Raw genomic sequence first — 12,568 nt, 5'->3', positions numbered from 1 at the left:
GCTTAAAGCTTAATATCCCGATTGCAATCCTTCGTGTAAATATAGGTAAAGGGAGTACGTCCCACACCATAGCAAGCTTGGGGAACATAAGGGCCAAACCAAATGAAGTCTTCCTTCTTCACCGGAATCCACCGTTCATCAATGAGATAGACCCCTTCACCTTCCAACAGATAAAGTCCATGCTCCTGAACATGGGTCTCAATAAAAGGATGACATCCTCCCGGCAAAAAGCTTAAGACGTGGAAGTTGACATCAAAGCCTAAATCCGTAGGCAGCAAATCCTTAATCCGCACATTCTCCATGCCGTCATAGGGCGCATAGGGCATATCATTGAGACGGCCCACCACAATCCGCGCCGCATGTCCTTCGACAGGACGGTAACGCTGTTTATAAAGAAGCAGCTTCCAGGATGCATCCCCGGCATTGCGAAGTTCCACTCCCAGGGAAGCCGGGGCGAAAACATAACCGCTTTCATCGATGCTGTACTCCTGCCCTTCCACCAGGACCTTGCCCTGGCCGCTCAGGCAGTAGACAAAGGTCTCGATTCCCTCTTCCTGAAAGGGCTTCACGGTGCCGCCGCCCGGCAACACCTCCACAGTATACATGGCGAACTGGGGGCCATAATGGGGGGAGGCGATAATACTGACGTGACATTGCTCAAGATTAGGAAGAACATTTTTCACCCGTCCCTCAGGAGGAATCAATGCATATCTTCCATGTTGGACTACAGCTCGTGTGGATAACAGATCATTAGGATAACCCATTTTAATTTCTCCCTTCTATTTTAGCATAAAAACTTTGCCAATTGAGATTATATTCTTAATGTTCGCCATAAAGTTAAGTTCCCCTTTATCCTAAGATGACAAAGCTGTACACTTTATCGTCCAGTTATCTTGCCCTTATTTCCTAAAAAGGATGAAAAACCTCGCTTAATTCCCGGTCTTTATTTGTCCAAAAGTGATAAAGGAAGAAGGGAGCGTGAGGCGATCCTTGCCGGATCACCTCACGCTCTGCCTTACCTTATCTTATCTTTTCCTAATCCCTATACTTCAACCACGCACATAATTTCCACAGCGGCTCCACCCGGGAGTTGGTTGGTGCCTAAAGCCATGCGGGTGTGTCGTCCTCTCTCCCCAAAACAGGTGAGCAGAAGTTCAGAAGCCCCATTCATCACTAAAGGCTGCTGGGTAAAATGTTCCGCACTGCGCACATAACCGATGACCTGAACAAATTGCTTAATCAAGCTCAAGTCCCCCAGATGCTCTTTCAGGGCTGCCAAGCAATTGGTCATGGCAATTCTGGCTGCTTCCTGCCCCTGCTCAACGGAAAAATCCTCGCCAACTTTACCCAAGAATACATACTCCCCCTTGCGTTTCGGGGTATGACCGCAGACATAAAGCAAATTTCCCGTGGCAATGACTCGTGCATAATATCCATCCGGTTCCGAAGGAACGGGTAATTCCAAGCCATACCTTAGCAGTAAAGTCTCTTCAATCTCCAGCATGAAGCCTCCACTCCTTCATCTTATACCTGTACCGCCGTATCCAGCAGCACATGATACAATACATCAACACCATCGGCACAGTCTTCGCTGCTGCTCCACTCGGCAGGATTATGACTGATCCCATCCTTGGAACGAATGAAAATCATACCGATTGGGCAGATATTCACCATTTGCATAGCATCGTGGCCCGCACCGCTGGGAAGGCAGAAATACTGCAAGCCGATTTTTTTACATGCTTCTTTGGCGGCGATTTGGAATTCCTTCGAACAAGGAGCCGGCGGAATCCGTTGCAAAAGTTCGGTCTCCAACTGAACTCCTCTTTCCTGGCAGATCCTGGCCAGGTCCTTGAATATGGCCGCCTCCACTTGATCACTGATCTCTTGGGAGGTATCCCGCAGGTCCAGAGTAAATTCCACACGACCAGGAATAATATTAATTCCTCCTGGAAAAACATTGAGCCGGCCAACTGTCGCTACTGTGCTTCCTGTCTTTTTGGCTTCTCTCTCGATGGCCTGAATCATTTCCGCCGCAGCCACCAAGGCATCCTGGCGGAGATTCATGGGAGTAGCACCGGCATGTCCTGCTTCTCCTTTAACAATAAGTTTCATCCATAGCTCGTTGACAATTCCTGTCACAATCCCCACAGAAAGGTTATTGCATTCCAGGACCTTGCCCTGCTCAATATGGAGCTCGATAAAAGCCTTAAGTTCTTCCGGAGAGCGAACGGCGTCTTTGATTTTATTAGGATCATAGCCCTGGTTGCGCATAGCTTCGGCCACAGTAATACCGTTTCTGTCTTTGATCTCTAAATCTTTTTCGGTAAGGTCACCAATTACGCCGCGGCTTCCGAACATACTAAAACTAAACCGGGAGCCCTCTTCATCATTGAAAGCGTAGACTTCAATGGGGTGTTCAGTGCTAATCCCCTGCTCATTAAAAGACTGCAGCACTTCGATGGCTCCGATGATGCCGAGTCCGCCATCATAGATGCCGCCATCACAGACCGTATCAATATGAGAACCTGTGAGCACCACCGGTGCCTGGGGATTCCGTCCTTCCCGACGGCCAATCAGATTTCCCACCGCATCTTCCCTGACGATTAATCCGGCTTCCTGCATATAGGATATGACTAAATCTTTAGCAGCCCGATCTTCAGGGGTAAATGCATGCCGTGTCACTCCGCCTGATTCTCTGCAGCCTATTTTCCCCAACTCCCGTAAGCGCCGATCAACCCGTTCACTATTAATCATAATGCCACCTCTTCACACTGCTGATAAACATTGAATTATCTTAATATTCTTATCCCTATTTTTTATTAATTTGCACCTATTGTCTTTGGCAACTTTGGATAATTATCTTTCCATATTTCTATCCTTTTGCTGTTCACCCTTGGCCAATTCGAGGCGGACACTTCCTGAAGCCTCATCACACCCGGATGTGGAAAACCCGGCTTAAAACATCATCTTCTTAGCCAAATCCGCTGAAATTTGCTGAAGAAAGCTCCGCCTATAACCCTCAAGTGCCGGAAATTACGGCCTTTCAAGGCACGAAACTCCTTGTTTTAGTCTGATTGGATAAACGCTGCCTCATTAGATTGTCTCGAAATGATAAAGCCAAATGAAAATATTCAGTATATTCTTAATGTAAATTGGCCAATTAAACAAACCCTATGGTACCTTGCACATCGTTAAGATTACAGTTAGGGGGCATGAATGTGTTTAATCTCGTCATTAAAAACGGTAAGATTGTGACTGCGGACAAAATTATTGAAGCCAGCCTAGGGATCAACAATGGCAAAATCGCCGCAATCATCGCAGCTGGAACAGAGATCCAAGCCGAAAAAGTCATCGATGCCAAAGGCAATTATGTCTTTCCGGGAGCCATCGATACTCATGCACATTTAAACGATCCCGGTTATCTCTGGAGAGAAGATTATGCTCACGGTACAGCAGCTGCAGGAGTCGGAGGATTTACCACCATCATCGACATGCCATTGCAAAACGAACCGGCCATGACCGATGGCAAAATTCTCGATAAAAAACTGGAAGCCGTTTCTCCCAATGCTTATGTAGATTTTTGTTTCTGGGGCGGTTTAGTCGATTATAACCTTAATCAGCTCAAAGAATTGGACGAAAAAGGCTGCGTCGCCTTTAAATCCTTCATCGGGCCTGTCTCCCCGGATTATGTATCCCTCACCATCGGCCAGGCTAAAGAGGCTATGGAAATTTGCAAAGAGTTCGACGGCCGGGCCGGTTTCCACTGTGAAGATTATTCCCTGATCAAATGGGAAGAGGCAAGAGCCAAACGCAAAGACACCAACGATTGGCAGGACTTTCTAGACTCCCGTCCCGTGATTGCCGAACTGATCGCCACCCAAAATATTATCGATTTAGCCAAAGAAGTGGGAGCTAAAGTGCATATCTGCCATGTCAGTCATCCCCGTGTGGCAGAAATCATCCGCCAGGCCCAAAACGAGGGTGTGGATGTCACCGCTGAGACCTGCGGCCATTACCTCACCTTTACAGATCAGGATGTAGTCAAAAACGGCAGTCTTTTCAAATGCGCTCCCCCTTTGCGTGATGCCGCAGCCGTGGAAGGCATGTGGGAATACGTCAGCAACGGAACTCTGTCGGCTATTGCTTCCGACCACTCTCCCTGCGAGCTTAGTGAGAAAAGTGAAGAAAAGCACGGTGTCTTCGGAGCTTGGGGTGGTATCAGCGGCATCCAGAACGTCATGCAGGTGGTCTTCAGTGAAGGGGTCATTAAAAGAGGCTATTGCCCTACCCTGCTGGCCCGCTCTTTAAGTGAAGGCCCGGCCAAAGCTTTTGGAATCTTCGGCAAAAAAGGTGCCATCCAAGTAGGCTTTGACGCCGATCTCGTGATCCTGGACCCGGAAAAAGAATGGGAGATCACACCCGAATCCCTGTACTATGTCAATCCCATATCAGCCTTTGTGGGCTTAAAAGGCAAAGGACTCCCTGTCTGCACTCTCGTCCGCGGCGAAGTCGTTGCTCAGGACGGACAATTGGTCGGACAAAAGGGCTATGGCAGCTATGTAAGAAAAATCAAGTAAGGGCACAATGATTAAAAAGAATAAAAAGGAGGTTCAACCATGAGTCATTATGATCTAATCCTGCGCAACGGAAACGTGGTTTGTCCGGATGGTGTCAGAAAAGCAGACATTGCCGTCAGTGATGGTAAAATTGTGCTCATCGCTGAAGAAATCCCCGGAGATGCCAAGGAAATCATCGATGCCGCCGGAAAGCATGTTTTTCCCGGTATCACCGACGGCCATGTCCACTTTAATGATCCCGGCCGTACAGAGTGGGAAACGATATCCACAGGGTCCAGCGCTTTAGCGGCCGGCGGTGGAGTTGCCTACTTTGATATGCCGCTCAACTGCAGTCCGTGCACCCTGGACGCCGTGAACTTTAACAATAAACTGGCCGTAGCCCAGAAAGACTCCCTGGTCGATTACGGCTTCTGGGGAGGGTTGACCTCTGCTAATTTAGATAAATTGGATGAACTGGCCGAGTGCGGAGTCATTGGCTTTAAGGCTTTTGCCTGCCACAGCGGTATCGATGAGTTTCCGAGAATGGATGATTATACGGCTTTAGTGGGTATGGAGAAATTAGCCAAACTGGGCCTGCCCCTTATGGTCCACTGTGAAAATGCTGAGATCACCAAGGAACTCACCGAATTATCCTTAGCCAACAACCGTACCGGCGTGCGGGATTACTTCGCCGCCCGCCCGCCCATTACGGAAATCGAGAATGTTTCCCGGATGATTACCTTCGCTGAAGAAACCGGATGTAAATTGATTATTGCCCATATCAGCACTGCCAAAGCCGTGGATCTTGTAGCTCAAGCCAGAGCAAGAGGGGTCGATGTCTACTGTGAAACCATCGGTCATTATTTGTACCTCACCGGCGATGATGTGGAACGCCTGGGTACCGTAGCCAAATGCTCCCCTCCCATCCGCGACGGCGAAAACCAAATTCAAATGTGGGGCCGGCTCTTTAATGACAACATCGCCTTCGTTTCTTCCGACCACTCCCCCTGTGATCCCAAGCTGAAAAACGGTGAATTCATGCGTGTCTGGGGCGGCATCTCCGCTTGCCAGACCACCTTGCAAGGTTTACTCACCCATGCTTACCATGACCGGAAGTTCCCCTTGGTTAAGATCGCTCAGTTAACTGCCCAACATGTCAATGAAATCTTCAATATCAAGGGCAAGGGCCAAATCAACCTGGGCTATGATGCTGATTTTGCTTTAGTCGATCTGAATCATGAATTTACCCTGCAGGCAGAAGATCTCTTCTACAAACATAAGGTGAGCCCTTATGTGGGAGACCGTTTCCGCGGCTCTGTCACCCAAACACTTCTCAGAGGGACCACGATTTATAAGGACGGAAAAATTGTTTCCAAACCCATTGGTAAACATTTAAAGCCCCATCAATAATCAAAGCATGAACCTGTAAAGGCAAAACCAAAAGAAGGAAGTGAAGGCGATGTCCTTAAACACTGACAATCATGCCGATGTGCATATTGAACACGCTCCCGGTGTAGAAGAAACCCTTTATCCTAAAAAAGCCAAAGACCGCACCATGGGACCCATCCCCTATATGTTTATGTGGATCGGCGATGGGGTTAACCTGGGTAATATGACCCTCGGCGGCAGCATGATTATTGCCGGAGTGGCTACCTTAAACATCTTCCAAACCTTTGCTGCAGCCATCATAGCCATCGGCATCATTTCCCTTGTTTTTACTCTGAACGACAGAATGGGCTATCGAACCGGTGTTCCTTATGTTATGCAGCTGCGGATGTCCTTCGGTGAGAAAGGTTCCGTTATCTCCTCTCTCTTGCGCGGTATCCCAGCCATCGTCTGGTACGGATTCCAAAGCTGGGTCGGCGGTACTGCTCTGAATGAAATTCTTAAAGTCTTTACCGGCGGAGCCTTTGACAACATTGCTATTTGCTTCGTCGTCCTGCAGCTGGTGCAGATTGTCCTTTCCATGTATGGCTTCCATGCTATCAAATGGGTAGAAACTCTGATCTCAGTCGTCCTCATGGTCGCCTTTGTCTATGTATTCGTTCTTCTGCTCACCAATTACAGTGATGTGATCGCTCAAAAATGGGTCTATACTAAAGGCACTTGGGGCCTTGAATTCTGGGCTTTCATTATGGTCTTAATGGGCAACTACGCCGCCATCTTCCTCAGCGCGGCCGATTACTCCCGTGAGCTCAAGCCAGGGTATGGCGATGTAAAACGCGGCCTCTTCTACTTCTCTCCCATCGTCATTGCCTATGGTGCAGTCATCGTCATTGGTGCCATGCTTGCTTCCGCTACCGGCAACTCCAACCCGGTTAAAGCCTTGGCTATTGTTTTCAACAATGACTTTGTCACCGTCTTCGTCTCTGCCTTTATTGTCATGGGCGCCATTGCGGTCAACATGGTGGCCAACATTATTGCCCCAACCTATGTCATTCAATTGCTCACGAAAATCAAATACAAGCCGGCCGTTGTCATCACTGGTCTCCTTGGCCTTTGTTCCTTCCCTTGGGTACTGGTCCAAGACTCTTCTTCCGCAGGTTTGGCCATGTTCATTCTTATCTACTCTGCTTTCTTAGGACCCATCGTCGCCATCATTTTAGTTGAATACTATATTCTAAGAAAACAAAAAGTGAATGTAGTAGACCTTTACAGGGCGGACGGTCCTTTCGCAGGCTATAATCCGGCAGCCATCACAGCCATGCTCATCGGTGCCGCAGCAGCCTTTACCCTGGTCGATCTGGCTTGGATTATCGGCCTCGTCGTCGGCGGTCTATCTTATTACCTCCTCACCAAATACGCGTTTAAAGGCTCCAAGTTCAAAGAAGGCACTATCTTTGAAAATAAATAATCAGTCGGCTTCTTAACTTGAATTTTACTCAAACTGCTTCCGGCACCATGGCCGGAAGCAGTTTTTTTACACTGTCAGGCTCTGATGCCGCATTACGGCATCATTGATGAATGAAAGCTGTGTTGCCTTATATCCCTCTCAAACATCAGGCCAACCAACATAAAGCATCCAACATAAGGGCAAGCAGGCGACCGCTTTCGCCAAAGGCAACAAGTGGGGCGACCGTGTCGGCCTGGCGCCAGCCAAGCCTTCTTGGCACTGCTTATCACTCTGTAGTAGTACAGTTCAGAAAAACTGTTAGGCTTTTAAGTTCTACCAGTGACCCCTTTATTTCGACTATTGAAAGGAAAATCATAGACTGGGCAGAGGATATAAAGCATAATAGTATCAAATAATGAAACCTAGTTTCAAAATGCGAAACAACTTGCACTAACTTCTTACTGCCAGGCGGTTACCTAAACCGCGTTTTCAATACCCATTCTGTGAAACGACGTTTTATGATACGAAACGAGGAGGAATATTTATGGCCTTATGGGGAAACGAGACAAATGACACCCGATTGACTGAATCTTTGGAGGCCGGTCGAGTAAGAATGACTGGAGCCCAATTCCTGGCTGCTTTCTTAGAGAAGAAAGGGGTTTCACAAATCTATGGCATTCCTGGTGCGGCTATTCTGCCTTTCTACGATGCCGTTCGTGAACTCAATATGGAATCCTATAATGTCCGCCATGAACAGGCAGCCATCTTTATGGCTGATGGCTATTCACGGGCTACGGGAGGGGTAGGCGTGTGCGCCGCTACCTCCGGACCGGGCGCCACTAACTTTCTCACAGGTTTATACAGTGCTTACAGTGATTCCATCCCTCTGCTGGCCCTGACCGGCCAGGTTCCCACTTCCCTGATCGGCAAAGATTCTTTCCAGGAGGCCCCTATGGTTGAAATGGCCCGCCCAGTGACGAAAGCCGCTTACCTGGTGGAGAAAACGGAGGATCTTCCCCGGATTCTCAAGGAAGGATGGGAGTTGGCCACCACAGGAAAAAAAGGTCCCATCTTGCTGGATCTCCCCTTGGATGTCCAAAAGGGCCTTGTGGAAGTGGATTGGAGTGAATTCGATTTTACTCAACCCCAGCTCCCCAAGCAGGATATTGCCCAAGATACATTGAATACAATATTGTCTATGCTCTATGAAGCCAGCACTCCTACTCTGCTGGTAGGCGGCGGCATTGTTCAAGGCAACGCAGCGGAACTGTTGCGGGAAACAGCCGAGCTTCTCCAGATTCCCGTAGTATCCTCCTTAATGGGCAAGGATGCCTTTCCTAATGATCATCCCCTCTATGGAGGGTTGGTAGGCACTATGTGTCAAACTCCCCTGGGCAATAAAACCATCCTGGAGTCCGACCTGATTATCAATTTGGGAGGCCGCTTCGATGGCCGGGGGACAGGGGACAGCCAACGGTTCCAGTCGGGACGAAAAGTCGTCCATGTGAATCTGGATAATAAAGAGCTTTCCCGCCATATCTCTACCGAACTTAACCTGGCAGCGGATATAAGGGACTTCCTGGAACACTTCCTCGCTTTCCTGCGGGATAAGGGTTTCACCCCCACCCCTCAGGCCCGGCAGCGGATTCTCGACTTACAAGAGGAGCGAATCCGCTTGGCTCGCCGTACAAAGTTCGACACCCTTCCCCTCAAGCCCCAGCAAGCCATTGCTGAGGTACGGGAGGCCATGGCCCGGGATGGAATTCTCACCTTGGATTGCGGTATCAGCCAGATCTGGGCTACCCAGCTTTTTGAAGCCTATGTTCCCCGCTCCTTCCTGATTACCGGCCGGGCGGGAACCATGGGATGGGGATTGGGAGCTGCACTGGGAGCCAAGCTTGCATATCCTAACCGGCAAGTGGTTAATCTTCTAGGGGACGCCAGTCTCGGCATGTCTTTGCAGGAACTGGCTACGGCTGCCAAACACAATATACCCGTGGTGGTGGTGGTCCTCAACAACTCCTTATTCGGACTGATCCGTCAGCAGCAAAATCTGCTCTTTGAGCAGCGCTGTATTTCCACCGATCTTGAGTATGAAAACCATGTGCAAGGCCATTCCCGCGGCTTGGACTTTGTGGCCACAGCGCGGGGAATAGGGGTAGAAGCAGAATTAATCGACGGACCGGATCAACTTCAGGGAGCTCTGGCACGTGCCTTCAGCCAAAACCGCCCTTACTTGATTGAGGTTCTCGTGGACCCTCTGGCCCAATGCTCTGTTTCCCTTGATGGAACACTCACCGGTGTCTTGGAACTTGAATGAAGATGATGAATACGTTGGGAGGAATTCTACATGCATGTAAAAAAAGACCAACTTGTTGCCAACTTATCCTTTCTCTTTAATGACCTGCCGATGATGGAGCGCTTCCAGGCAGTCAAAGCGGCTGGGCTTAAACGGGTGGAGTTTATGTTCCCTTACGATTTGGACCTTGCCGAGCTCAAACAGGAGTTGGCGGCCCACGAATTAGAGATGGTTCTCTTTAACCTCCCTGCCGGAGACTGGGGAGCCGGTGAACGGGGTATCGCCCTTGACCCCAGCCGTCAGGAGGAGTTTAAAGCGGGAGTAGAGAAAGCTGTCGCCCTCGCTCAAGCTCTTCATGTCAAACAAATCAATTGCCTGGTGGGGAAGGTCCGTGAGGATCAATCCCCGGAGGAACAGCGGGCTACCCTGATCGCCAATGTCCGCTATGCCGCCGAGCAGTTGCAGCAAATTGGCGTCAAGCTTCTCCTCGAACCCCTGAATCGCTTTGATGCCCCGGGATTCTATCTTAATACCACGGAAGATGTCCTGAAGGTCATCGACGAAGCAGGCAGTGAAAATATTTTCCTCCAGTATGATGTTTATCACGCCGCCCGGGAAGGAGAGGATCTCTTACAGATCCTGCGGGAAAAGCTGCCTCATATCGCTCACATTCAAGTAGCCGATAACCCCGGACGCCATCAGCCGGGTACAGGGGAGATCGATTACCACGCTTTCTTTAAGGTCTTAACAGAGGTCGGCTATCCTTATGCCGTCTCTATGGAATATGTTCCTCAGCCGGATACAGTGGTTTCGTTGGAGTGGATTAAGGCGTTTGAATAGGGCCTGCAAGCAAGGTCTCCAGGCAAATTCTCCAGGATTTTGTTTACAGCGGTCGCTCCATAAGCTGCGCGGACAAAACTAACGCTCAAGCCCTCCGCTCCGAAAGGTGCACCTGCGCCGCTAAGTAGTCTCAGCTGCGTGGCGGCTTGGGCGAAACCCTCGCCCGGGTTTCGTGCCCAAATCGCTCCATGCTCAATGGGCGGTTGGAAACGTCCTGTTTCCAACCTTTCTCCGCTGCAGGCTTTTCGCGAAGTTTTGTTTCCGCTCGCTTAAATTCGCTTTCCTGCTGTAAATCAAAATCCTTGGGCTGCTTTTCGGGTCTGAGCGAGCAGGACTTTGTGGGAAATGTGGGGCAAGTTATTTGACCTGAGCTGCTTTTTCCGTCTTTACCGACGCCGCTTGAGGCGGCATGGTCGGTGACCCGAGCAAACCTTTCGTTCTTCCAATAACTTTTACACAGGAGGTATTCACATGAAAATTGGATTCATCGGACTTGGTATTATGGGGAAGCCCATGAGCTTGAACCTGCTTAAGGCGGGTCATGAAGTGGTGGTTTATAATCGCAGCCCCAAAGCCGTCCAGGAATGCGTTGAGGCCGGTGCAGAAGCCGGGACATCTCCTAAAGATGTGGCTGAGCGCTGCCCATTGATCATTACTATGCTGCCCAACTCGCCCCAAGTGAAGGAAGTCATTCTGGGACCTAACGGAGTCCTGGAGGGAGCGCAGCCAGGTGCTATGGTCATCGATATGAGTTCCATTGCTCCCGGAGCCAGCCAGGAAGTGGCTCAAAAGCTTGCGGAAAAGAACGTTCGCTTTATGGATGCACCGGTAAGCGGTGGTGAGCCTAAAGCCATCGACGGTACCCTTTCCATTATGGTCGGCGGAAAGTCCGAAGACTTTGAGGAGTTCCTGCCTGTCTTAAAAGCCATGGGCTCTTCAGCAGTCCTTTGCGGTGATGTCGGTGCCGGCAATGTTACGAAGCTGGCCAATCAGATCATCGTGGCCGTGAATATTGCTGCAGTATCTGAGGCTTTGACCCTGGCCACCAAAGCCGGGGCCAATCCGGAAACGGTTTACAAAGCTATTCGGGGCGGATTAGCAGGCAGCACCGTACTGGATGCCAAAGGGCCGATGATGCTTGAGCGCCGCTTTGATCCAGGGTTCCGCATCAACCTTCATATCAAAGACCTTAACAATGTTATGGAGACCGGCCATGATATCGGCTCTCCCCTGCCCATAACAGCGACCGTCATGGAAATGATGCAGACTTTAAAAAGCTATGATCTGGATCACCAGGATCATAGCGCCTTAGTTCAGTATTATGAAAAACTTGCCGGTATTGAAGTAAAAAAAGCGGACTAACCCACTCATAGCATAAGTATAAGTATCGCTATACTGAATCCGCCTATACTATCCTTACTCAGGGGTGTCGCCAACGGCTTTATCCATAGCCGGCGACATCTCTTTTCACTTTTTCCAAAATCTTCAACGTTGATGATTTTAGAATGTTTACCCCATTTTTATAGTGCTCTTGCTCCTTGGGCCTTTTCACTTTCTTCAAAATCTGAAACGTTTCAGATTCTGGATTTTTCGCCCCATTTTGTACACTCTATCTCTCTTTGACCCTTTCTTTGCTGCTTTTGCGCTATGTTTTTCTTAATGGTCAAATTCAGAACATCCTTAATACACTATATGAATTCCATAGCAAAATGTTCCATTAACCCTGACTATACTTTGAAAAAAAAGCGCCGGCCTATGTGGGTTTAAATTTCGTTTTCGCGAATCTTATCAAAAACCTGCAACAACTCTGCTTTAGAAGAGGGCGCCATATCCCTAATAGCTTTTTCCAGCTTTCTAAAGTTTTTTTCGATGTACTCCGCTTCAATACCGGGGAATATACGGTGAAAAAAGAGACATACTGTTAAGTTCCATTGCGGCTGTATTTGGCAGTTCTGTACAACCCTGGGGAGATGCCTCCGGCCTTCATGTGGCACTCCAGTTTCCGGGGAGGAAATTTGAAGATACGTTTATGTATGAATG

Annotated in this window: 9 protein-coding genes; 6 read left to right on the top strand and 3 right to left on the bottom strand. The window is 49.1% G+C overall.

Going from position 1 to position 12,568, the window contains the following annotated elements; genetic code table 11:
* Positions 1-2: 2 nt before the first annotated feature.
* From allE to BUA14_RS06930, 3 genes are all read right to left on the bottom strand, one after another.
* Complete coding sequence (gene allE / locus BUA14_RS06940) at positions 3-764, bottom strand: (S)-ureidoglycine aminohydrolase (protein WP_018213868.1); 762 nt, start codon at positions 762-764, stop codon at positions 3-5.
* A 278-nt stretch (positions 765-1,042) separates the two neighbouring features.
* Positions 1,043-1,504 carry a RidA family protein gene (locus tag BUA14_RS06935; protein WP_072771936.1) on the bottom strand — a complete coding sequence of 154 codons (462 nt, stop codon included), beginning with the start codon at positions 1,502-1,504 and terminating at the stop codon, positions 1,043-1,045.
* 20 nt (positions 1,505-1,524) lie between these two features.
* Positions 1,525-2,754: a Zn-dependent hydrolase gene (locus tag BUA14_RS06930; protein ID WP_072771935.1), complete on the bottom strand. Its 1,230-nt coding sequence runs from the start codon at positions 2,752-2,754 to the stop codon at positions 1,525-1,527.
* Positions 2,755-3,218: 464 nt separating this feature from the next.
* On the opposite strand from BUA14_RS06930, the gene allB (BUA14_RS06925) reads away from it, so the two are divergent.
* The 6 genes from allB (BUA14_RS06925) (at position 3,219) to garR (ending at position 11,890) form a co-directional block, all read left to right on the top strand.
* Positions 3,219-4,577: an allantoinase AllB gene (allB, locus tag BUA14_RS06925; RefSeq protein WP_072771934.1), complete on the top strand. Its 1,359-nt coding sequence runs from the start codon at positions 3,219-3,221 to the stop codon at positions 4,575-4,577.
* A gap of 39 nt (positions 4,578-4,616) precedes the next feature.
* The gene (gene allB, locus BUA14_RS06920) at positions 4,617-5,966 is read left to right on the top strand and encodes an allantoinase AllB (protein ID WP_072771933.1); all 1,350 of its coding nucleotides are present in this window, start codon (positions 4,617-4,619) and stop codon (positions 5,964-5,966) included.
* Positions 5,967-6,015: 49 nt separating this feature from the next.
* A complete protein-coding gene (locus tag BUA14_RS06915; RefSeq protein ID WP_072771932.1) occupies positions 6,016-7,410 on the top strand; it encodes an NCS1 family transporter in 1,395 nt (464 codons plus the stop codon).
* 523 nt (positions 7,411-7,933) lie between these two features.
* A complete protein-coding gene (locus BUA14_RS06910) occupies positions 7,934-9,709 on the top strand; it encodes a thiamine pyrophosphate-binding protein (protein ID WP_072771931.1) in 1,776 nt (591 codons plus the stop codon).
* 30 nt (positions 9,710-9,739) lie between these two features.
* A complete protein-coding gene (hyi, locus tag BUA14_RS06905; protein ID WP_072771930.1) occupies positions 9,740-10,528 on the top strand; it encodes a hydroxypyruvate isomerase in 789 nt (262 codons plus the stop codon).
* A gap of 471 nt (positions 10,529-10,999) precedes the next feature.
* Entirely contained in the window at positions 11,000-11,890 is an 891-nt protein-coding gene (gene garR / locus BUA14_RS06895; RefSeq protein WP_072771929.1) for a 2-hydroxy-3-oxopropionate reductase, read from the top strand.
* The last annotated feature ends 678 nt before the right edge of the window (positions 11,891-12,568 follow it).

The organism is Desulfitobacterium chlororespirans DSM 11544, from assembly GCF_900143285.1.
Taxonomy (GTDB): Bacteria; Bacillota; Desulfitobacteriia; order Desulfitobacteriales; family Desulfitobacteriaceae; genus Desulfitobacterium; species Desulfitobacterium chlororespirans.
The sequence above is the reverse complement of the archived record's forward strand: the minus strand, read 5'-3'. Positions and strand labels throughout refer to the sequence as shown.

Bases quoted from the DNA above. Each gene is read 5' to 3' on its own strand.
- allE (WP_018213868.1), bottom strand. From the start codon at position 764: ATGGGTTATCCTAATGATCTGTTATCCACACGAGCTGTAGTCCAACAT.
- BUA14_RS06935 (WP_072771936.1), bottom strand. From the start codon at position 1,504: ATGCTGGAGATTGAAGAGACTTTACTGCTAAGGTATGGCTTGGAATTA.
- BUA14_RS06930 (WP_072771935.1), bottom strand. From the start codon at position 2,754: ATGATTAATAGTGAACGGGTTGATCGGCGCTTACGGGAGTTGGGGAAA.
- allB (WP_072771933.1), top strand. From the start codon at position 4,617: ATGAGTCATTATGATCTAATCCTGCGCAACGGAAACGTGGTTTGTCCG.
- BUA14_RS06915 (WP_072771932.1), top strand. From the start codon at position 6,016: ATGTCCTTAAACACTGACAATCATGCCGATGTGCATATTGAACACGCT.
- BUA14_RS06910 (WP_072771931.1), top strand. From the start codon at position 7,934: ATGGCCTTATGGGGAAACGAGACAAATGACACCCGATTGACTGAATCT.
- hyi (WP_072771930.1), top strand. From the start codon at position 9,740: ATGCATGTAAAAAAAGACCAACTTGTTGCCAACTTATCCTTTCTCTTT.
- garR (WP_072771929.1), top strand. From the start codon at position 11,000: ATGAAAATTGGATTCATCGGACTTGGTATTATGGGGAAGCCCATGAGC.